Below are 23,225 nucleotides of genomic sequence, written 5' to 3' on the forward strand. Positions count from 1 at the left end.
CTTTGATCCGAGGATCAAAGCTCTCCAATAAAGTTTATTAGACAAGCTTTATCAAAAGCTCATTCAATTCAATCGAATTTTGGTTACTTGCGTAACCCGCTGCGTTTATTTCATAAGCGCCATTTGTTTAGTTTTCAAGGAACTTTTCAAGCATTTTTTGTCAAAATCGTGGTGACAAGATCATATATTATCAGTTTCTCGAGCAAATTGCAACTGTTTGGTTTATCCAACTCAAAACCTTTTAATCAAAACCTGCACATTCGCTGCATCAAAGCTGTTTTTTGCCGTCCGCTCTCGCGGCGACAAGTGATAATGTACCACAATCCATACTTCGAATACAACAAGAAGGTTCATGCAGCATGTCCAATCCATACCACAATCTTCACTTCAATCGACGAACACTAACGGAACAAGTGAATTTACAGGCGGAAAAGCATGTAATAAAAGGCTGTACCGGCGCTTCCGATTCGGAAGGAAGCTAAATTCAAGAACACTGATAACCGAATGCTAGTCCCCATAACATACAAACAGCCCGTAAGCGGAACAAAACCTTCCCCTTACGAGCTGCGTATATCCATTTAGATCGGTTGCTTACTCTTGGTTAAGCAAACGCAGGAGCTCTTCTTCCCCATCGATAACCCGAACGCCGAGATCCTGTGCCTTCGTCAGCTTGCTGCCGGCGCTTTCGCCTGCCACGACAAAATCCGTTTTCTTGGAGACACTGCCCGAAATCTTCGCGCCTGCCGCCTCAAGCAGCTTGGCCGCCTCATCCCGACTCATCGTCGCAAGGGTTCCGGTCAGAACAACAGTTTTGCCGGTAAAAATTGATTCTCTCGTCGGCGCGGCTGGACGTTCCTCAACAACCGGGTGAACGCCGCTGGCCAGCATTCGCTCAATGCTCCGCTTCACCACTTCATCTTGGAAAAATGAAACGATGCTGTCCGCTACAATTCCCCCGATATCCGGAACCTCCAATAGCTCTTCCACTGTTACCTCGCGGATTCGCTCCAGGCTGCCAAAGTGGTCAACAAGTGCCTTTGTCGTTGTTTTCCCCGTATTCGGAATTCCCAAAGCATAGAGGAAAGACGCTAAATCACGGGTTTTGCTGGCCTCAATCGCATCAAGCAGGTTTTGCGCCTTCTTCTGACCGAACCGTTCCAATCCGATCAGCTGCTCAAACGTTAAATCGTATAAATCCGCCGGATCCCGAACATCCCGCTCCTCCACAAGCTGCTCCGCCGTTTTCTCGCTAAAGGTTTCGATATCCATCGCATCACGGGAAGCAAAATGCGCCAGACGCGCTACCGTTTGCGGCTTACAGCCAAGCTTGTTCGGGCAGAACAGATGCGCGCCGCGCTGCTCCAGCTCCGTGCCGCATGCCGGGCAGTGGGTAGGCGCCACGATTTCCCCGCCGTCCTGCTCCTCGGTCACCTTGCCGAGAATTTCCGGGATGACATCGTTGGAACGGCGAATGTAAATGAGCGTACCGACCGCATGCTTCAATTGCTTCCGCTCGATATCGTCCATATTATTGAGCGTACAGTTGCGAACCGTCACACCGGCCAGCTCTACCGGCTCCACAACCGCAGCAGGCGTAATCTTGCCGGTACGGCCCACGTTCCAATGGACGGCTTCCAGAATCGTGGTCGTTTCCTCCGCTTCAAACTTATAAGCAATGGCCCAGCGGGGGAACTTATCTGTATACCCAAGCACCTCACGGGTGCGCATATCCGTAATCTTCACTACAGCGCCATCAAGCAAATAATCTAAGTTGTGACGGATATTCGCCACTTCTTCAAGGCGCTTCGCTACTTCTTCGATCGTATCGCAGAACACCATCTGCCCGTTGACTTTAAAACCGTTCTCTTTTAAAAACTGCAGCATTTCCCGCTGGTCTTCAAACGTAACCGAATCGGAATAGCCAACATTGTAGAAAAAAGCATCAAGCTTCCGTTCCGCAGTCACCTTCGGATTCAGGTTGCGAAGTGCGCCCGCCGCCGCATTTCTGGCATTCTTTAAAGGCTCCGCCGCCGTCTGATTATAAGCATCGAGCACGGAGAGAAACATCAGCCCTTCCCCTTGCACTTCAACCGTGCCTTCCCGGTAAGGGATGGATAAAGGAATCGAGCGGATCGTTCGTACCTGTGCCAAAATGCTTTCCCCAACCGTGCCATTTCCTCGTGTTGACGCCTGCACCAGCTGGCCGTCTGTGTAAGTCAGGTTCAGCGTTAATCCGTCGAACTTCAGCTCGACCGCAAAGGATGGCGCGGGCAGCGGCTGCTCTGGATGTTTCGTATTATAATCTCCGATCAGCTTCAGGACACGATTGTGCCAGCTGGTCAGGTCATCGGCCGTTTGCGCCTTGTCCAAGCTCCATAAACGAGATAAATGGCGATGAGTCTCAAAACCCTTGAGGATTTCCCCTCCTACGCGCAGGGTCGGGGAATCCGGCAAAACGACACCCGTTTCCTGCTCCAGCTTTACCAGCCGGTCATAGAGAACATCGTAATCTTTATCGTCGATAAGCGGATTGTCCAAGGTGTAGTAATGATAGTTGTACTTATTGATTTCATCAATTAACGCTCTCATCTCATTCGAATTCTCGTTCACGAGCACGACCTCACCTTCCGGTTACACTTTCGTAATTGGCGCAAACTTGGCCAAAAGCCTTTTGATCCCGACCGGGGCCGGGAATGCGATCTGCAGCTCCTGATCGTCGCCGGCGCCTTTCACGGCGACAACGGTTCCGGTGCCCCATTTGCCGTGGGCGACTTTGTCGCCTGCGGCATAAACCGGCACCGCGCCTCCGGCAGGCTGCACCGCCGCCGGGATCGATCTCGCGGCCGGCGTGATCGAGGACGTGCGGGCGCCGTTGTATCCGCCCGCACCTGCTGCCGCGCCTCCGCCAAAGCCGCCCGTACCGGCACCGCCGCCGTACACGCCGGTGCCGCCTGCGCTTCGGGCACCGCTGTAGCCGCCGGTGTACCCGCCGCCTCCGCCGCTGCGCGCACCTGCGCCGAAGCGGCTGCCGAAGCCTCCGTCGCGCGATGGCGACGCCCCGCCGACGATTTCCTTGCATTCCTCGGGAATCTCATCGAGGAATCGCGATGGCGCGCCCGCGGACATCCGGCCGAACAGCGTCCGCACTCTTGCGTGCGTTAAGTAAAGCTGCTCCTCGGCCCTTGTTATTCCAACGTACGCTAAGCGCCGCTCTTCTTCCAGTTCCTCGTCGTCATTTTGCGCACGGCTGTGAGGGAATACCCCCTCCTCCAAGCCGATAATGAATACGTACGGGAACTCCAGCCCCTTGGCACTGTGCATCGTCATAAGCACAACGCCTTCGGTTTTGTCCTCGTCGTCATCGTTCATCGAATCGATATCGGCGATCAGCGCCAAGTCCGTCAAGAACGATACAAGCGATTTATCTTCGTTCCGCTTCTCAAAATCCATCGTCACCGACAAAAATTCGTCGATGTTCTCCAGCCGAGCCTTCGATTCCAGTGTCGCTTCCCGCTGCAGCTCAACGCGGTACTGCGTTAGCTCCAGCACCTGCTCCGTCAGCTCCGTCACCGACAAATATTCCGACATCCGGGTCAAATTCAGGATCATGGCGCGGAAGTCCGACAGCGCCGCCGCTGTTTTGCCCGCGATGCCGTACAGCCCTGCCTCGTCCAGCACCGTGAAGATGGACACGCCGCGCGCTGCAGCACCGGCCGCCAGCTTATCCAGCGTCGTATCACCGATGCCCCGCTTCGGCACATTAATAACACGCGTTAAGCTGATGTCGTCATCCGGATTGGAAATAAGGCGCAAATACGCAAGGATATCCTTAATTTCCTTCCGGTCATAGAACTTCACGCCGCCCACGATCTGATATGGAATATCCGACTTGATCAAAATTTCCTCGATCACACGGGACTGCGCATTCGTCCGGTACAAAATTGCATGGTCGGAGAACGACTTGCCGTTGTTCACATTTTTGCGGATCGTTCCCGTGACGAAGTAGCCTTCCTCATGCTCCGATTCCGCCTGATATATTTGCACCTTGTTGCCATTACCTTTGTCCGTCCACAGCTTTTTCGGCTTGCGGCCGCTGTTGTTGCGGATGACCTCGTTGGCTGCGTTCAAAATCATTGCCGTCGAACGGTAATTTTGCTCGAGCAGAATGACCGTCGCTTCCGGGTAATCCTGTTCAAAGTTGAGGATGTTACTGATATCCGCCCCGCGCCAGCGGTAAATCGACTGGTCGCTGTCGCCGACGACGCAAATGTTGTGATGCTTGTCCGCGAGCATTTGGCAGAGCATGTACTGCGCACGGTTCGTATCCTGATACTCGTCGACGTGAACATAACGGAATTTATTTTGATAAAAATCGAGCACCTCCGGCACTTCCTTAAACAGCCGGATCGTCGTCATAATCAAATCGTCAAAATCGAGCGAATTGTTCGCCTTCAGCTTTTTCTGATACAACGTGTATACTTTGGCCGCTATGCCTTGAAAATAATCTCCAATGCGCTGCTCGAACATCTCCGGGGTGACCAGCTCGTTTTTCGCGCCGCCAATGGCCGCCTGGATCGCCTTAGGCTCGAACTTTTTCGTGTCGATGTTCAGCTCCTTGCAGCAGCTGCGAATGACGGAAAGCTGATCCGCCGAATCCAGAATCGAAAAGTTCGACGAGTACCCAATCCGCTCAATATCCCGCCGCAAAATACGCACGCACATCGAGTGGAACGTCGAAACCCAAATGTCCCGCGCCGCCGCGCCTACCAGCTTTTCCACGCGGTCCTGCATCTCTCTTGCCGCTTTATTCGTAAAGGTGATCGCCAAAATGCTCCACGGCGCCGCTTTCCGCGACCCGATGAGATACGCGATGCGGTGCGTCAGCACGCGGGTTTTGCCGCTGCCCGCGCCGGCCATAATGAGCAAAGGCCCGTCAACCGCTTCTACCGCTTCGCGCTGCCGTGGATTCAGTTTCGTGATCGCCTGGAAAATATCGATCGGTTGATTCATGTTATCCTTCCTTCCCCATTACCCCATTTTCACCGCGTTCACCGTGGCCAGCGCTTTTTCCAGCGATTCGTAGATGACGTTGCCGACGACAATCGTGTCGGCTCCCGCCTCCAGCGCCTCCCTTGCGCGTTCCTCGCTATTAATTCCGCCGCCGTAAAATAAACGGGCTTCCTTCAGTTCTCCTCTGGCCCTGCGGACCATATCCATATCGCCGAACATGCCTGAATACTCCATATAAAATACCGGAAAACGGTACAGACGCTCCGCCAGCTTGGCGTAAGCCGCCACATCCTTGGCCGACAGTCCGGAAGACGCTCCGGTCAGCCGTCCCGCCGTGCAGTCCGGGTTCAAAATGACATACGCCTCGGCCGCAACCGATTCCCACGGGACGAACGATCCGTACTCCTTCACCGCCTGATGATGCTGGCCGATGACCCAGTCGACGGAATCAGCGTTCAGCACGACGGGAATCAAGTACAAATCAAAGCCCGGAGCGATCGCATGCAGTCCCGACACTTCCAAAACGCAAGAAACCTCATATCGCCTTACCCGCGACATGAGGTCCACCGTGTTGTCGAATGTGACACCGCTGGAGCCTCCGATGACGATTGCATCCGTTCCGGATAAGCAGAGCGCATCAAGCGCATCGTCCGAAATCGGTTTATCCGGGTCCAATTTAAATACATGCTTCCATTGCCGGATTGTCGTCAGCGCCATAATTCCCTCCAACGGTTCATTGTGCTTGATTACCAAATAAGCACATTTGTTCTCTTTTTAGTTTAGTTGACTCAAACATAGGTGTCAATGAGCCGGATTATTTCACCAGCTGACCTCGCGTAACACCGAGCTGGTTCGTCGCCTTCAGCGCGCGCCATACTTGGCTGCCGCTGATTTGGCCTTTGATCGCCCGCTCGTACAAGGATATCACTTCCCCCACCTTCTCGGCATTTTCTTCGAGAAATTCAACGCGGAAACGCGCCACGCCTAGATCCTGGAAGTTTGTCAAGTACTCCGCGCCGGACTGCTCAATCGCGTTATAAACTGTGTTGCGGCAGCCCTCGTCTACACGCACCGGATGCGACATACCGATCCGATCCTGCAGGCTGACGCGATGCTCCTCGCAAGGACGGCCGCAGTTCGTGAAATCGGTGCCTTCGCTTAAAAAGGTGCAGTAAACGCAGTGCTCGGTATGGAACATCGGCAAATGCTGGTGAATGACGACCTCCAGCTTGCTCGTATCGGCACGGCGCAGCAGGTCAACCATCTGCTGAATGTTCAAATCATAGGAAGGCGTCAGCCATTCGAGGCCTGCTTCCAGGAACAGATTCACGGTTTTGTGGTTGGCAATATTGAGCGAGAAGTCGCCGATCAAGGTCGGATGCTCGGCATCCGGGTTTTCCTGGCGATGCTTCAGGAACCAGTAGGCCGCTCCCGTATTGCGTACAAGTACCGCATCCGGCTTCAGCTTTAATATATTGTTAAAATAACCCGTTTCCCCGGGCATATGAATACGCGGTGTAACCAAGGCGATTTGCTTGCCCTTCGCCCGAACCGCTTCGACGGCGGCCGGAAACTGCTTAATAAACTCGAAGTCGGCGTAAACAAAGTCGACTCCCGCTTCCAGCGAAGCTTGTACCTGCTCCAAGGTGCGGCACAGCGCAGTAAGCTGCGAGCGCGTCCCTTGCACTTGGGCGCCTTCTTCATTATCATGCGCATCCGCGTAAGGATCGACGCTGCGCTTGATATAAGCCGGAGGCTTGCGGCGATGCTCTTCGAGCAGCTCGACCGCTTCGCGGCGCAGCCGGTTCAGCTCGCTGACTGGAACGATGACTTCGCCCTCCAGCTTGCTCTCCAGCGTATCGAGGTGGAACAACGTTCCCCCGAGACGTCCGAGCTGGTCCGCTAAATACGCTTCGTCCAAAGGACGCTTCAGCGCCTTCTCCAGCATGCGCTCCGATTCCACTTTTACTGTAAAGTTGGTCGTCGTATCGGTCCACCATACCTTCAGCGGCTCGCCCTCGCGGCCTTCGACATACACCGACGCCGGGAAGGTGCGGTACGGCTTGTCCGTTTCGAACGTTTGGCGCAGACGCTTATCAAGTGCAGGATCGCTCGTTTTCCAAATGCGGTTGCCGACATGCACCCGCGATAAATCCACATCGTTGCGGCCCGGCACGATCTCAATCAAACCGCCGTCCGCTTCGCCCTCGAATTTCACCCCGCGGCGGCGCAAATCGTACACGCGTCCGCCCTCTTCCTTCTTCGTCGGGTCGCCCGCGTCGAACACAATACCATCGCCGCGCTTCAAAGGCGCTTCCAGCTCACAGATTACCGCGTCGCGCAGCACCTGCTTTACCCGGCCCAAATAGACGCCGCGGCTCTTCGGGAACGTCCCTTCGACCAGCTGCTTGTTGTTCGTGCCTTCGAGGAAGCCATGCGTGAAGCCGCGGCTGAAGCTCTGCTGCAGCTCGCGCAGCTCTTCCTTCGACGGCGCCGGGTCCGAGCCCTCGAAATATTTATCGATTGCGGCGCGGTACTTGGAAACGACGTTGGCCACATACTCCGGCGTCTTCAGACGGCCTTCAATCTTAAAGGACGTCACACCCGCTTCGATCAGCTCGGGGACAAGCTCCAGTGCCGCCAGGTCCTTCGGCGACAGCAAGTAAGCGATATCGCCCATCGGCTTCTGCACACCGTCGACCATCATATCGTACGGCAAACGGCACGCTTGGGCGCATTCGCCTCGGTTCGCGGAACGTCCGCCCCACATTTCGGACGTCAAGCATTGTCCGGAATAGGAAACGCACAGCGCGCCGTGCACGAACACTTCCATCGGCAGCTTCGCCTGCTCGCCGATTTGCTTAATTTGCTTGAGGTTGTTTTCCCGCCCGAGCACAACCCGTTCAATGTCAAACGGCTTCGTGAATTCCACTGCCTCCGGCGACGTAATCGTCATCTGCGTCGAGCCGTGTATTGGGAAATCCGGCGAGATTTCACGAATCATTTTAACCAAGCCCAGATCCTGTACAATGACCGCATCCACACCCGCATCGATACAAGCCTCAATCAGCTCCATCGCTGCGGGAAGCTCCTCTTCAAACACCAATATATTAAAGGTCAGAAAGCCTTTGACCCCGTATGCATGTAAAAATGACATGACCTCCGGCAGCTCGTCCGTCCGGAAATTGTTCGCACGCGCACGCGCATTGAACTTTTCCGCGCCGAAGAAGACCGCGTCCGCGCCATTGGCAACGGCAGCACGCAGGCTGTCCCAGCCGCCCGCCGGAGCAAGCAGCTCGATATCGCTGCGCTGTAACGTTGTCGTAAATGTTGTTTGTGCCATGTTAGTCATTGCTCCCTTCAAACGCTTCAACCTCTGCTTTCGTCGGCAGTGCGGGAATCGCCCCGCGCTTCGTTGTCGTTAAAGCGCCAACCCGGCAGGCAAAGCCCGCCGCCTCATGTACGACCTTCTCGTTTGACATGGCCTCCGCCAGACCATTGGCTGTCAGGTCGCGGCCCGCTAATTCGTACAGCAATCCGCCGACAAAACCATCCCCGGCGCCCGTCGTATCGACGGCTTCTACCTTCGGGGCTGCCACACGAATTTCTTTGTTGTTCGTATATACGACGCAGCCTTCCGCACCCAGCGTAACGATGACGACCAAAGGTCCCATCGCCAGCAGCTGACGCGCCCCGGCTGCAATATCTTCCGTCCCGAGTAAAAACTCAACCTCTTCCTCGCTCACCTTCACCAGATGCGCCAGCGGCATCTGTTCTAGGATGCTCCGCTTTGCCGTCTCCTGATCCGGCCACAACGCGAGACGCACGTTCGGATCGTAGGATACGATCGCATCCGAACCGTCCCCCACCCGCTGGACCGCGCTCAGCGTGGCGCTGCGGCTCGGCTCCTCGATTAGCGACACGGAGCCGAAGTGAATAATCGCTGCGTCCGCCAGCCATTCCTCGCGGATGTCCTCCGGCCGCAGCAGCATATCCGCCGACGGCTGCCGGTAAAACAAAAAGTCACGCTCCCCGTCGGCCCGCAGCGATACGAAGGCAAGCGCCGTCCGCGCTTCCTCCGAGGCAATCATCGCCGCTTCCGCGCCGGTCCGCTCAAGCTCCGCACGCAGAAACTCGCCGAACGGGTCGGCTCCGACCTTGCCGATAAAACGCGCCCCACCGCCGAGACGCGCGACAGCCGCGGCTACATTGGCCGGCGCTCCGCCTGCCGCTTTACGAAAGCCGGGCACTTCGGCGAGCGGCAGCCCGTTCGTTTCCGGCACAAAATCGATTAACATTTCTCCGATACATACGACTTTCTTCATTGGCGGTGCTCCGTCCTTTCTTTTTCAACAAATTCATCATACCAATCCGTACCCCTGTGCACAACTTACCCGTATGAGGAGGTCTCGCTTTTTTTCTCTCACCCTAAAATGGTATAATACGGAAGATTGAACCCATCCATTTGGAGGTGTCATTTTGCATGAAGCTTGGTGTATTTACCGTACTGTTCAGCCAGAAGCCGCTGGAAGAAGCGCTCGATTATATCGCGTCCAAAGGACTGGAGGCCGTTGAAATCGGGACCGGCGCTTATCCGGGTAATGCACACTGCAATCCCGACGAGCTGCTTTCCGACGAAAGCAAGTTGAAAGCGTTTAAGCAGGCTGTAGAATCACGCGGACTGATCATCAGCGCTTTAAGCTGCCACGGCAATCCGCTGCACCCGCAAAAACCGATTGCCAAAGACTTCCATGATACATTCTTAAAAACCGTAGAGCTTGCTCAAAAGCTCGAAGTGCCTGTTGTGAACACGTTCTCCGGATGTCCGGGCGACAGCGACGATGCAAAGTATCCGAACTGGCCGGTTGCCCCTTGGCCGAACGATTACCAAGAGCTGCTCAAATGGCAGTGGGAACAAAAGGTCATCCCTTATTGGAAAGAAGCCGGCGCATTCGCACAAGAACGCGGCGTCAAAATCGGCCTTGAGCTGCACGGCGGCTTCAGCGTACATACACCGGCGACGCTGCTTCGTCTGCGCGAAGCGGTGGGCGACGTAATTGGCGCGAACCTCGATCCGAGCCACATGTGGTGGCAGGGCATCGATCCGGTGCAGGCTATTCATATTTTGGGCCGCGCGGGAGCAATTCATCACTTCCATGCGAAAGATACGTCCATCGACCCGATCAACGTAAATAAGCACGGTGTAACCGATATGCAGTCCTATGCGCAAATGCTCGACCGCGCTTGGCAGTTCCGCTCCGTCGGCTTCGGCCATGACCTGAAAACATGGGCGGATATCCTCTCCGCGCTGCGTCTCGTGGGCTACGATTATGTGGTCAGCATCGAGCACGAGGACGGACTGATGTCCATCGACGAAGGCTTCACCAAAGCAGTGAACAATCTTCATCAGGTGCTCATCAAAGAGCCGCTTGGCGAGATGTGGTGGGTGTAAGCGAAGTCTTTTCCCTTATCTGGAAAATGAAATCCCTGTGCGTATCCATGCATACGCCAGGGATTTTTTTATGGATAGGACGAAAATATTAAAAAAGCGCCTCCCCGGCCTCGACTCATCCGGAAAAACGCCTTTACCCTTTGGTACACTTTTTCTAATTATTCGTTACCCGCCCATAATTCCGAACCAGTTCAGCACCATTACGACATCCGCAAATAGGAATACCAGTAAGGCAACAACGCTGAACGCAATCGCGAACGGGTTTTTCACCTTCGCCGTCAATAGACGGACCACACCGATGAAGATGATGATGGTGAACAAGATCATGAACACGTCAAAACCGTGGAAATTGCTAGCTGTTTGTGCGCCTTCCGCAAGCAGCATGGAAGAGACCCTCCTTTTTACCTCGCGCGAAAATACCTTTTCTAATTTTATCCGCAGGGGAGCCTGTTTGCAAGTTGTTTCTGGAATCGTAACAACTTTGTCACTTCTCCCAAGCACCACGGAAGCTCTATTTGTACTTCGCCGCATGTCTATTAAAAATATTATAGCAGTCTAATCGTGAAACGCCAGTCATTTGCCTTGTGGATTAGATGGAGTTGTCATCGTGATATGCTTTATGCTGCTCATCTTATCCATTTCATGGACGTGATTTATCGAACCTGCCTCGTTAGTATAAAATGTCCATCCCCTCCAGCATTTATTACTCTACGCATGGAAAAATGGTTACGGAGCGTCTGAAAATATCCACCGAGAGCTTGGATTCCTGCTGTTAGAAAATAATGAGCATATTAAAACAACCTTAGTCCGGCAAGCCGCCGTGCTAAGGTTGTTTGTTCTTATATCTCATCCTTGCTGCGTTTACACCGCCGCGTTCTCTTCCTGCGGCAGCTTGGCAAGCTCAAGCTCCATTGCTTTCGTCCGCTCAAGGTCGCGCTCAAGAATCGGCTTCAAGTACTTGCCGGTATAGGACTTATCCGCCGCCTTCGCGATGTCCTCCGGCGTACCGACGGCAATGATCGTGCCGCCGCCGCTGCCGCCTTCCGGTCCGAGGTCGACAAGGTAATCGGCGGTTTTGATCACATCGAGGTTATGCTCGATGACCAGCACCGATTCGCCCGAGTCAACCAGGCGCTGCAGCACCTTCAAGAGACGGTCGATATCGTCGATGTGAAGGCCGGTTGTCGGCTCATCAAGAATGTACAGCGTTTTGCCCGTGCTGCGGCGATAAAGCTCGGAGGCGAGCTTCACCCGCTGCGCTTCGCCGCCGGACAACGTTGTCGCGGGCTGGCCTAAACGCATGTAACCGAGACCTACGTCGAGCAGCGTTTGCAGCTTGCGGTGGATCTTCGGAATGTTCTTGAAGAACTCGCAAGCATCCTCGATCGTCAGCTCCAGCACTTCGGAAATGCTCTTGCCTTTGTACTTAATCTCAAGCGTTTCCCGGTTGTATCGCTTGCCTTTGCAAATTTCACAAGGAACGTACACATCGGGCAGGAAGTGCATCTCGATCTTAATAATTCCGTCGCCACGGCATGCTTCACAGCGTCCGCCTTTGACGTTAAAGCTGAAGCGGCCTTTCTTGTAGCCGCGTACCTTTGCTTCGTTCGTAATCGCGAATACATCGCGGATATCGTCAAACACACCGGTATACGTCGCCGGATTGGAGCGCGGCGTACGGCCGATCGGCGATTGGTCGATATCGATGACCTTCTCCAAATTTTCGAGGCCCAGCAGCTCTTTATACTGGCCCGGACGTGATCTCGCACCGTTCAAATCCCTAGCGAGTGTTTTATATAGGATTTCGTTAACCAGCGTCGATTTGCCGGATCCAGAAACGCCGGTAACGCAAGTGAATACACCTAGAGGGAACTTTACGTTAACATTCTTCAGGTTGTTTTCCTTGGCACCCTTCACTTCGATCCACTTGCCGTTCGGCTTACGGCGCTTCAGCGGTACCGGTATAAAGCGGCGTCCGCTTAGGTACGCACCGGTAAGCGAATGTTCATCCTTCATGACCTCTTCCGGCGTCCCCGCCGCAATTACTTGACCGCCATGGATGCCCGCTCCCGGTCCGATATCGATAATATAATCGGCCGCAAGCATCGTATCCTCGTCATGCTCAACGACGATCAGCGTATTCCCTAGGTTCCGCATATGCTCCAGCGTCTTGATCAAACGGTCGTTGTCACGCTGATGCAGCCCGATGCTCGGCTCATCCAAAATATAAAGGACGCCCATCAGGCTGGAGCCAATCTGCGTAGCCAGACGAATCCGCTGCGCCTCGCCGCCGGAGAGTGTACCCGCCGCACGGCTGAGCGTCAAATAGTCCAAGCCGACGTTTACGAGGAAGCCCAGACGCTCCTTAATTTCTTTCAAGATCAAATGCGCGATGGCCAGTTCTTTCTCGTTCATCACGAGCGAGCTGAAAAACTCATCGGCGCCGCCGATAGAAAGCGATGTGACATGGGCAATGTTCTGCCCGTTGATCGTCACCGCCAGCACCTCCGGCTTAAGGCGCTGCCCTTTACACGAGCCGCAAGGCTTTGCGCTCATGTACTGCTCGATATGCTCCCGAATGCCCTCGGATGCCGTATCGCGATAACGGCGTTCCAGGTTGCGCACAATGCCTTCAAACGGAACGAGCGCTTCCCGTGTTGCGCCGAATTCATTATCGTAACGGAAGCGAACCTTCTCGGTTCCTGTTCCGTAAAGCAGCTTCTGCATGTGCTCTTCCGGCAATTCACTTACCGGCACATCCTGCGGAATTCCAAAATGGGCGCACACGGCTGCAAGGAACTGCGGATAATAGTTAGACGTACTGCCCGCCCATGCCTCAAACGCACCCTCATCAATGGAGAGGCTGCTATCTGGGACAAGCAGATCCGGATCGACGATCATTTTGCTGCCCAAGCCGTCACACTCCGGACACGCCCCGTACGGGCTGTTAAACGAAAACATACGCGGTGCCAGCTCATCGATGCTGAAACCGCACTGCGGACAAGCCAAGTTGGCGTTAAAGAGCAGCTCCTCCTGCTCCATAACATCGACGATGATTTGTCCGCCAGATAGCTTAAGCGCTGTTTCGAGGGAGTCCGCAAGGCGCGACTGGATATCCGGTTTGACAACAATCCGGTCAACGACAACCTCGATGCTGTGCTTCTTGTTTTTCTCCAGCTCAATTTTGTCGCTTACGTCCATAATCTCGCCGTTCACCCGAACGCGCACGAAGCCCTGCTTCTGAATGTCCGCAAACACCTTCTGGTGCTCCCCTTTACGGCCGGAAATGAGCGGGGCGAGAATTTGCAGCTTCGTCCGTTCCGGGTACTCCATAATTCGGTCGACCATTTGTTCAACCGTTTGCGAGGTAATCTCGATGCCGTGCTGCGGACAATGCGGTTTTCCTACCCGGGCGAACAATAAACGAAGATAATCGTAAATTTCCGTCACCGTACCGACGGTCGAGCGCGGATTGCGGCTCGTCGTCTTCTGGTCAATGGAAATAGCCGGAGACAGCCCTTCTATGGAATCGACATCCGGCTTCTCCATCTGCCCGAGGAATTGCCGGGCGTAGGCGGATAGCGATTCAACATAGCGGCGCTGTCCTTCTGCGTAAATCGTATCGAACGCCAGCGAGGATTTGCCGGAGCCGCTGAGTCCAGTGAGTACGACAAACTTATCGCGCGGAATCGTGACGTCGATGTTTTTCAAATTGTGGGCGCGTGCGCCCTTAATGACGATCTGGTCTTTGGCCAAGCCCGAACACCTTCCCCTTCAGCGGAATCTATTAGTCCGCCGCTTTTAATTCCATAATCGCATCGCGAAGCTCGGCGGCCCGCTCGAACTGAAGCTGCTTCGCCGCTTCCTTCATTTCGGCCTCCAACCGTTCGATCATCGATTTACGGTCTTTCTTAGACATCTTTTCCTTAACCTCGGACAGGTAATCCGCCTTTTGCTCCGCGACCTTCGTCGCTTCGATCACATCGCGGATCTTCTTCTTAATCGTCTGCGGCGTAATGCCGTGCTTCTCGTTGTATGCCATCTGAATCGTTCGGCGGCGCTCGGTTTCTTTCATCGCGCGGTCCATTGAATCGGTGATTTTATCGCCATACATGATAACGTACCCGCTGGCATTCCGCGCCGCGCGGCCAATCGTCTGAATGAGCGAGCGCTCGGCGCGAAGGAAGCCTTCTTTATCGGCGTCGAGAATCGCCACCAAGGATACCTCCGGCAAATCAAGCCCTTCCCGCAGCAGATTAATCCCTATCAGCACATGGAAGGTGCCCAGCCGCAAATCGCGGACAATTTGCAGGCGCTCCAGCGTCTTAATGTCGGAATGGAGATACCGCACCTTGATGCCGATTTCCTTCAAGTAATCGGTTAAGTCCTCCGCCATCTTCTTCGTTAAGGTTGTAACGAGCACACGCTCGTCTTTATCGATACGGTCGCGGATTTCCCCGATCAGATCGTCGATCTGCCCCTTCGTAGGGCGAACCTCAATAATCGGGTCAATAAGACCGGTCGGACGTATAATTTGCTCCACCATCGTCGGGCAGTGCTCCAGCTCGTAAGGACCGGGCGTTGCCGAGACAAAGAGGATATTTTTAATCTTCTGCTCGAATTCCTCAAACTTCATAGGACGGTTATCCATCGCCGAAGGCAGACGGAAGCCGTGATCCACCAGCACTTCCTTACGGGCGCGGTCGCCATTATACATGGCGCGGATCTGTGGCAGCGTCACGTGCGACTCGTCAATCACGATCAGCATGTCATCCGGGAAATAATCGAACAGGGTGAACGGCGTTTCCCCGGGCTCGCGGAAGGTCAGCGGTCCGGAATAGTTCTCGATGCCTGAGCAGAAGCCCATCTCCGCCATCATTTCAAGGTCGTACCGCGTGCGCTGCTCCAGCCGCTGTGCTTCCAGCAGCTTGCCGTTCTCGCGCAGCACGGCTAGACGCTCCTCCAGCTCTCGCTCAATGTTGCCAAGTGCAACCTTCAGCGATTCCTCGGCCGTAACGAAGTGAGATGCCGGGAAAATCGCCACGTGGTCGCGCTCCCCGATAATTTCACCGGTTAAGACGTCGATTTCCGTAATCCGCTCAATCTCATCGCCGAACAGTTCAACACGCAGCGCCTGCTCACTTCGGGACACAGGGAAAATCTCAATCACATCACCACGCACCCGGAATGTCCCGCGCACAAAATTCATATCGTTGCGCTGGTATTGAATATCAACCAGTTTGCGTAAAATATCGTTACGCGGACGTTCCATGCCGACGCGCAGCGACAGCACGAGATTTCGGTACTCCAGAGGAGAACCGAGACCATAAATGCAGGACACGCTCGCTACGACAATGACATCGCGGCGTTCGAATAAAGAGCTGGTCGCCGAGTGGCGCAGCTTGTCGATCTCATCGTTAATACTGGAATCCTTCTCTATAAACGTATCGCTGGAGGGAATGTACGCCTCCGGCTGGTAGTAGTCATAGTAGCTGACAAAATATTCAACCGCATTATTCGGGAAGAACTCTTTAAACTCGCTGCAGAGCTGTGCGGCGAGCGTCTTATTATGCGCGATGACGAGCGTGGGGCGGTTCAGCTTCGCAATCGTGTTCGCGATTGTAAACGTCTTGCCCGTACCCGTAGCCCCTAGCAGTGTCTGATGCTTCTTCCCTTCTAGAATGCCGGCAACCAAACCCTCGATCGCGGCAGGCTGATCCCCTTGCGGCGAGTATTCCGACACGAGTTCAAATTTCGTATTGCTTCGCGTAAATGCGCTCTCCACGCTTTCTTCACCACCCGGAAATATTTCCTAAAATAAGAATATCTGTTCCCATAATGACTCATTATAGCCCAATTCAAACCGAGGTGCAAACGATGGTGCAAAAAAGCGCCAATGCTGAAATATGCCAGCAAAAGCGCTTCATGTTGGAATATAAAGTTGGTTTCTTTACCCCTGAAAGCCCCGCTCTTCAGACTTCGTCTTCGATAATCCGAAAAACTTGGACCGCAGCGTGGAGAAAAGACTCGGCTGCTCAATCTCTACATAATACAGCGTTCGATCATCAGGAGCAAGAATGATCCCCAGCTGATGATGCTCTCCTGCATATAACGCTCGGCTGGCAAACTTCGTCTGGCCTTCCAGGTTAATGATCTCCAGCTTTGTAAATGCCGAATTCAGGCGCAGTGCCGCATGAAGCTGCTCTTTGGCGCGGACCTTCGTTCCATTTACTTTATGAATAATTTCCCCCGGCAAAATGCCGACCTCTTCTGCCGCACTTCCCGGCAGCACGGTCAGCACACGCAATCCCCGTTCATCATGCGTGTACATCGGAGATGACTTTCCTTCCTGCAAACGATTCAACCATACGATGCCTTCATGCAAAAGCACGGTGAACACAGCGGCCAGCACCCCAAGCACCGGCACTGCGTATGCCAGCAGCGCAAGCAGCAATACCGCTCCTCCGTACAAAAGCAGCCGTACCGCATTTACCCGAGCCTTTTGACCCGGAAGCATGGAATGAGTAATGTCGCTAAATCCAAGCACAGCCGGGAAGGCAAGGAAGCTCCAGCCTGCGGAGGACCAGTCCACCCCACCGAACAGCGGCGTCCATGGGAGGTCGATGCCCGCAGACGATACACCTGCAAACGGCACCATTAGCAGCAGCGGCGCAGGCCACAGGCCCAGAAGCTGGTACGCCCCGACGATTTTCCCCCGCTTCCCTTCGATGAAAAGTGGTGATGCCATTTCCGCTCCCTGAACACGGACCAGCAGCGCTTCCATCAAATGCAGAATGGCCACGAGGGCGAGCAGCGACGGCACATGCAGCGAGGCAAGCGGCTGGATCGCGCCTGCTATGCCCCATTCGGACCAACCGGTAAACCACACCGTAAGCTGATGTAATATCGCAAGAATTCCGGACGCATAGGCCAAACACAAATAACGGACCCTAAACAATGCCAGGACAAGGGTCGCCGCCCACATCCAGACCACAGCGCCCGCTTCCATCCGAATTCCGATAAGAGCCATCGCAATCGAGCCGACAAGTCCGACAAGCGCGCCCCAAAGCACCGTTTTCCATACACGCTTCAGAAGATTTTGACGCCTCGTTGCGAACAGCTTTCGTTCAAAATAAATCGCCCGCCGGTATTGCATGACGACAAGCAGCAGGCCCATATAATAAAACGGCTGCAGCCACAGCTGCAGAAACGCTCGACCACTTTCGGCCAGCAATGCGTATACCACATCCATATTCCCGATTCTCCCGGTCACTGTAATGGTAACAAAAAAAGAGGAAGCCGCAGCCCCATCTGGGAGCGCTCTTCCTCCGTTCCATTCGACATCAAGCCTTGAAAATCCTGCTTAGGACGCGCCTAACAGTTTTTGGACCTGCTTGATGGCCTCATTCAATTGCGTATCGTTCTTCGGATCGCGAATCGCTTCGATGACCCGCTCTTGAAGCTTCTTGGCTGTCGCTTGATCGACAACGCCCGTTGCCGGCAGACCTTCCTTGCTTTGGAACCGGCGCACCGCTTCTTCGGTCTGCTTATGGAAATATCCATCCTCCCGGCCCGGGTTATAACCAATTCCTTGCAGCATCTGCTGAAGGCTCCTTACCTCTTCACTGTTCGCATCCAGCTTTAGGTTCGGATTTTCCGGAAGCGGCGACACAAAGAAGAACTCCGGCTGTTCTACCGCAATATCCGGCTCGATTCCCTTCTGATCAATCCAATTGCCGTCCGGTGTGAGCCACTTCGCGATCGTCAGCTTCACATTGCTTCCGTCGGACATCTCATGCGTCGATTGAACGCTGCCTTTGCCGAAGGTAGTTTCGCCGATCAAGAGGCCTCCTCCGCTTTCCTTCACCGCAGCCGCTAAAATTTCCGAGGCGCTCGCGCTGCCTTTATTAATCAGCACCGCAATCGGATACGGTTTGCCTGCACCCGTCGCCTCCGTTTTTTGCACCGCGCCTTTGCGCGATTCCACTTGAACGATCGTTTTCCCTTTCGGAATGAGCGTGTTTACCATATCCGCAACCACCGGTAAAATTCCGCCCGGATTGGTTCGTACGTCAATAATTAGCCCCTTCATGCCTTCGCTTTCGAGGCGGGCCAGCTCCTCATGGAACCTCTTGCCGGTGTTTTGGGCGAATTGGCGGATTTCGATCTTCCCGATTCCCCGGGTACCCGGCAATATTTCTGCGTACACCGTTTCCACGTCAATATCGTCACGGACAACCGTAATCGATATCGGCTCCGTGGAGCCTTCCCGAATCACTTGAAGCTTGGCCTGGGTGCCCTTCGGCCCGCGGATTTTTTTCACTGCATCCGTCAGCGCCAGGCCATCCAGCTTCTCGTCATTCACCGATATAATCACATCGCCGGCGTGAATGCCCGCTTTTTCCGCAGGGGAGCCCTTAATTGGAGACATAATCGTGACGCGGTTATCTTTCATGGTAACCTCCGCCCCGATCCCGCTAAAGGAGGACTCTAACGTTTCCTCAAAGCTCTTCGCGGCTTCCTTATCCATATAGACGGAATGCGGATCACCCAGAGCGGCCAGCATGCCGCTGATGGCCCCGTCCAACAGCTTGTCTCGCTCAATTTTATCAATATATTCGTTTTGGATCATGCCCAGCACTGTGTTCAGCTTGCTTACCTCTTGGGACGAAAGCGATGCCGAAGCATTCGCCGGTTTCGATATTTCCTGCGGAAATACTGAGGCTCCCGAGGCTCCTACAATCGTCAACGTGACGATACTGCTGGCAAACATCGCAAGCAGCACAAACGCCACTACCGTACGGCCTTTGAAATTCATGGCCAGCGCCACCTTCTTCCTTATTATCCTTTTGCTGCATATGACCTAGTATATGAAAGGCCCGTACAGAATATTATATGAAAATCCACTCTGGATGTACAACGTAGGCTGAATTTACTAGCCGGACATAAAGAAAACGCCAGGCGAATCGAGCACCTGACGCATCAACAACGTTGAAACTATTCAATGATCCATATATAAATGCAGAAAACGTATGGAATCTACTTCTTCAAATAATTCATCGGATTTACCGCTTCATCATTTAAGTAGACGGTAAAATGCAAGTGGTTTCCGGTCGAGCGTCCGGTTGTACCGACAGCGCCCACCTTCTGGCCGCGCTTCACATCGTCACCCTTCTCCACCGTAATGCTGTTCGTCCGCATATGTCCGTACAGCGTTTTTAGCCCGTTGCCATGGTCGATGATGACCGTATTGCCAAAGCCGCCCCAGAACTGCGCCATAACAACCGTTCCCGCTTCAGCCGCCAGCACATCCGTACCTCCCGGTGCGCCGATATCGATGCCGTTATGCGACGCTCCTGCTTTGCCGGTAATCGGGTCTACCCTTCCGCCGAAGCCGGAGGTGATCGGGGAGTTGGTTCCTACAGGCCATCCCAGCTTGCCGCCATTGTAAGCCGCCGGAGCAGGGGTACCGTTCTTTTTGCGTTCCAGCTCCTTCTGCTTGCGGATCAGCTCACTTTCCTTTTTAACAAAGGCCAGAAGCTGCTCCTCCTGCTCAGCTAAAGCCTCCTCGTGGGCATGCTCCTCTTTGTTCAAGCTGGCGATGGCAACTTCCTTCTGCTTTTCCTGCACCAGCATTTTCTTCTCCTGAGCCGCCTTTTCCGCATACTTCTTGTCCAAATCGGCAAGCTGCTGCTCTACTAAAGCCTTCTTCTCAACGATCAACTGCTGGTCTTTCTTTTGCTGCTCCAAAATATCCTGATCTTGTCCGACAATCGCTTTCAACGCTTCCATCCGGTCTAAAAAGTCGGAGAAGCTTGTCGCGCTTAGCAGCACTTCCAAGTACGATACATTACCGTTGGTATACATCAGGCGGATTTTCGACTTAATCAGCTGATCACGGGAAGACACCCGCTCATTCGCTTCATCCAGCTGCTTGCCGGTTTCTAGAACTTCGCTCTTCGTTTGATCAATGCTCATTTGCAAAGCGCCCATTTGCTTTCCAAGCGCTTCAAGCTCATTGGAAATTTGCTCAAGTGCCTTCTGCTCTTGCGAGCGCTCTTTTTGAATAGCGGCTAACTCCGCTTTCGCTTCACGCTCAATACGCTGGGTTTCCACTTTCGAGCGCTGCAGCCGCTTTAATTCCGCATTCACTTTATCCAATTCCGACAAGGCCGAACTCTGGCGCGGAGCTACGATGACAGAACTTAGAAGCACGATTGCGACCAGAGGCAAAATAGCTTTCTTCAAGACCATTTCTCCTCCCGGTGATTTGATTTATTTATACCGACAACCATTTGCCGGTCTTTAGACCCTTAGGAATTTGCGAACAGAAAGCATGCTTCCCCAGATTCCAATGACAAAGCCGATGCCGACCAAAAGTCCTGCGGTCAGCCACCCAACCTGCTGCAGGGGAAGAAGGGTGATGAACACTTCAATTTGGGAAACCGACAATAAAATGAGATGGTAGTAGCCATATAATAAAATTCCCGTCGGGATTAACGCCCCAACGATACCCAATAGCGCACCTTCAATGAAAAACGGCCAGCGAATAAAAGCATTCGTTGCACCGACCAGCTTCATGATCGAGATTTCCTTGCGCCGTGCAACGATGGTCAGCTTGATTGTGTTGGCAATCAGGAACATGGCGGTAAACGCAAGCGCACCTACGATAATTAAGCCGATATTACGCACAATGTTTGTAATTCGGAATAAATTTTCAATGAGTCCTTGACCGTATTGAATCTTCACGATCGGCGGCGGGTCGCGTCCTTCGTTGAGCTTTTCGATCTTAGCCGCTACCGCAGCGACTCCTTGCGGATCAAACACTTCCACCGTGAACGAATCCGGCAGCGGGTTGTTTTCCCCATCCTGTCCGGCTAAAAGCTCCTGCCCTTGTTCGCCCAGCTTTTCGCGGAGCTGCTCAAGTCCTTCTTCCTTCGAGACGAACTCCACCTTGCTCACTTCCGGCATCTCCCGGATTTTGCTTTCCAGCGTATCCACCGTCTCCTGCGGCACCTTCACCTCAAGATAAGCGCGGATAACCACCTGCGATTCGAGCTGCGCCGCCCACTGGTTCATATTCATGGCCATTAGCAGAAACACGCCCAAAATAAACAATGAAATGCTAATGGCACTGATGGAGGCGAAGCTCATCCAGCCGTTGCGGACGATGCTGCGAACGCCTTCCCTACCATGCCTCGCCAGGGTACTAATCTTCATAGCCGTATTCCCCTCTAGCCTCGTCCCTCGCAACCTGTCCGGCCTCGATTGCGATTACGCGCTTGCGCATCGTGTTGACGATATCCTTGTTGTGCGTGGCCATTACAATTGTCGTCCCGCGGAAATTGATTTCCTCCAGAAGCCGCATAATGCCCCACGACGTTTCCGGATCAAGATTTCCCGTCGGCTCGTCCGCTACAATAACGGCCGGGTTATTCACAATCGCACGCGCGATCGCTACGCGCTGCTGCTCGCCGCCGGACAGCTCGGACGGATAGTTGTTGCCTTTGTCCTTCAGGCGAACCAGCTCCAGCACTTCGGCCGTACGCTTGCGGATCATTTTCGTCGGCGCTTCGATGACTTCCATCGCGAACGCGATATTTTCCGCCACCGTCAGCTTCGGCAGCAGCCGGAAATCCTGAAAAATAACTCCGATATTCCGCCGTACATAAGGGATTTTCCGCTGCTTCAGCTTCTCTAGGTTAAAGCCGTTCACGAAAATTTGCCCTTTCGTCGGGCGTTCCTCACGGTACATCAACTTCATAAACGTCGACTTTCCTGCGCCGGAAGGGCCGACGACATATACAAACTCATTGCGGTCTATTTTGATGCTGATGCCGCGGAGAGCTTCGCTGCCATTCGGGTACGTTTTCCACACATCCTGCATTTCTATCAATGAGATCACTTCCTTTACGACTTGCGCTTAAACGTATTCGACAGAAAGCCGCGAAATCCTTTCTACTGGTACTATTTTCTACATTGGGAAAAGAGGAGGTTTGACGAACTCTTGTCTATTGCGCGGTTTGCGGCGGTTGGGCACCATTCATGCCGGTTGGCGCTGGTGAAAAAAGAGGGAATACGCCACGCCGCAGCCCGACACTTTGTCGAAAAATGTACGGGTAAAGTCGCGCGCCGGACATGCATACACATGAAAGGAGAGCTTGAAGGACAAGGAGCGGTCAGGTATGGATCGATGGAATATACGGTTTTGGAAAAGAAAAGACGGGGGCCCCGGACGGAGTGCTTCTGCGAAGGATCATAATTGGGGAGTTTGGTTGGTCAGGTCAGCCGCCGCTGCGGCGGCTGTGGCGAGCGTTGCAGCAGGCACGGTCTGGTGGTATGGCGGGCTGGATACGCTGCCGGCCGGCATGACCGTCAGCGGCTGGAGCATTGGCGGCATGCCGTCGCAGGCGTTTACGGCGGAGCTTGCGGCTCGCGAGCGGGCGATGACGGCGCGGGCCGTGACGCTTGCGGCGGCGCCTAGCGAGGGCCTGCCCGAGCGGATGCTGACGCTCGGCGAGCTCGGCTGGCGCGCGGACAGCGGCGCGGTACGCGAGCGCATCGCCGCGCTGCAGGCGGGCAGCCGCTGGGAGCGCGCGTGGAGCCGCTGGCAGGCGCGCGGCGAGCAGCTCGCGATCGGCGCGAGCGTGGACGCGGCGGCGCTGCAGGCGGCAGCCGAGGCGGCGTGGCCGCAGCTGCTCGCGGAGCAGCCGGTCGATGCGCGGCGCGAGATCACGGCGGGCGATGCGGTACGCATCGTGCC

At 54.3% G+C, this 23,225-nt stretch carries 15 protein-coding genes and 1 pseudogene; 3 read left to right on the top strand and 13 right to left on the bottom strand.

Going from position 1 to position 23,225, the window contains the following annotated elements:
• Positions 1-591: 591 nt before the first annotated feature.
• The 5 genes from ligA to GQS10_RS22120 form a co-directional block, all read right to left on the bottom strand.
• Positions 592-2,589 (bottom strand): NAD-dependent DNA ligase LigA, encoded by a 1,998-nt coding sequence (gene ligA / locus GQS10_RS22100; protein WP_166246385.1) that lies wholly within the window; start codon positions 2,587-2,589, stop codon positions 592-594.
• Positions 2,590-2,631: 42 nt separating this feature from the next.
• The gene (gene pcrA, locus GQS10_RS22105) at positions 2,632-5,010 is read right to left on the bottom strand and encodes a DNA helicase PcrA (RefSeq protein ID WP_166246357.1); all 2,379 of its coding nucleotides are present in this window, start codon (positions 5,008-5,010) and stop codon (positions 2,632-2,634) included.
• Between the two features lie 18 nt (positions 5,011-5,028).
• The gene (gene pcrB / locus GQS10_RS22110; RefSeq protein WP_166246359.1) at positions 5,029-5,727 is read right to left on the bottom strand and encodes a heptaprenylglyceryl phosphate synthase; all 699 of its coding nucleotides are present in this window, start codon (positions 5,725-5,727) and stop codon (positions 5,029-5,031) included.
• 97 nt (positions 5,728-5,824) lie between these two features.
• On the bottom strand, positions 5,825-8,353 hold the full coding sequence (locus GQS10_RS22115) for a U32 family peptidase (protein WP_166246361.1): 2,529 nt from the start codon (positions 8,351-8,353) through the stop codon (positions 5,825-5,827).
• Position 8,354: 1 nt separating this feature from the next.
• A complete protein-coding gene (locus GQS10_RS22120; RefSeq protein ID WP_166246363.1) occupies positions 8,355-9,335 on the bottom strand; it encodes a PfkB family carbohydrate kinase in 981 nt (326 codons plus the stop codon).
• Between the two features lie 158 nt (positions 9,336-9,493).
• Here GQS10_RS22120 and GQS10_RS22125 point away from each other — a divergent pair, with 158 nt between their 5' ends.
• Entirely contained in the window at positions 9,494-10,462 is a 969-nt protein-coding gene (locus tag GQS10_RS22125; RefSeq protein WP_166246366.1) for a sugar phosphate isomerase/epimerase family protein, read from the top strand.
• 165 nt (positions 10,463-10,627) lie between these two features.
• On the opposite strand, the gene GQS10_RS22130 is transcribed toward GQS10_RS22125, so the two are convergent.
• The 8 genes from GQS10_RS22130 to ftsE form a co-directional block, all read right to left on the bottom strand.
• On the bottom strand, positions 10,628-10,846 hold the full coding sequence (locus GQS10_RS22130; RefSeq protein ID WP_166246368.1) for a hypothetical protein: 219 nt from the start codon (positions 10,844-10,846) through the stop codon (positions 10,628-10,630).
• Between the two features lie 477 nt (positions 10,847-11,323).
• Positions 11,324-14,218, bottom strand: a complete 2,895-nt coding sequence (gene uvrA / locus GQS10_RS22135; protein ID WP_166246370.1) for an excinuclease ABC subunit UvrA — start codon at positions 14,216-14,218, stop codon at positions 11,324-11,326.
• A gap of 31 nt (positions 14,219-14,249) precedes the next feature.
• Positions 14,250-16,247: an excinuclease ABC subunit UvrB gene (gene uvrB, locus GQS10_RS22140; RefSeq protein WP_166246373.1), complete on the bottom strand. Its 1,998-nt coding sequence runs from the start codon at positions 16,245-16,247 to the stop codon at positions 14,250-14,252.
• A 165-nt stretch (positions 16,248-16,412) separates the two neighbouring features.
• The gene (locus GQS10_RS22145; RefSeq protein WP_166246375.1) at positions 16,413-17,714 is read right to left on the bottom strand and encodes a PDZ domain-containing protein; all 1,302 of its coding nucleotides are present in this window, start codon (positions 17,712-17,714) and stop codon (positions 16,413-16,415) included.
• A 111-nt stretch (positions 17,715-17,825) separates the two neighbouring features.
• Positions 17,826-19,280 carry a S41 family peptidase gene (locus GQS10_RS22150; RefSeq protein WP_166246377.1) on the bottom strand — a complete coding sequence of 485 codons (1,455 nt, stop codon included), beginning with the start codon at positions 19,278-19,280 and terminating at the stop codon, positions 17,826-17,828.
• Between the two features lie 221 nt (positions 19,281-19,501).
• A complete protein-coding gene (locus GQS10_RS22155) occupies positions 19,502-20,710 on the bottom strand; it encodes a murein hydrolase activator EnvC family protein (protein ID WP_166246379.1) in 1,209 nt (402 codons plus the stop codon).
• Positions 20,711-20,767: 57 nt separating this feature from the next.
• Positions 20,768-21,682 (bottom strand): permease-like cell division protein FtsX, encoded by a 915-nt coding sequence (gene ftsX, locus GQS10_RS22160; RefSeq protein ID WP_166246381.1) that lies wholly within the window; start codon positions 21,680-21,682, stop codon positions 20,768-20,770.
• Complete coding sequence (ftsE, locus tag GQS10_RS22165) at positions 21,672-22,358, bottom strand: cell division ATP-binding protein FtsE (protein ID WP_166246387.1); 687 nt, start codon at positions 22,356-22,358, stop codon at positions 21,672-21,674. The genes ftsX and ftsE overlap by 11 nt, the downstream gene beginning before the upstream one ends.
• Before the next feature lie 438 nt (positions 22,359-22,796).
• Here ftsE and GQS10_RS22170 point away from each other — a divergent pair, with 438 nt between their 5' ends.
• Together GQS10_RS22170 and GQS10_RS22175 are read left to right on the top strand one after the other, a co-directional pair.
• On the top strand, positions 22,797-22,946 hold the full coding sequence (locus GQS10_RS22170) for a hypothetical protein (protein WP_166246383.1): 150 nt from the start codon (positions 22,797-22,799) through the stop codon (positions 22,944-22,946).
• Between the two features lie 19 nt (positions 22,947-22,965).
• Positions 22,966-23,225 (top strand): annotated as a pseudogene (locus GQS10_RS22175) (hypothetical protein); the annotation flags it as partial.

The sequence above is a fragment of the Paenibacillus turpanensis genome (assembly GCF_011421635.1).
Classification (GTDB): Bacteria; Bacillota; Bacilli; order Paenibacillales; family YIM-B00363; genus Paenibacillus_AK; species Paenibacillus_AK turpanensis.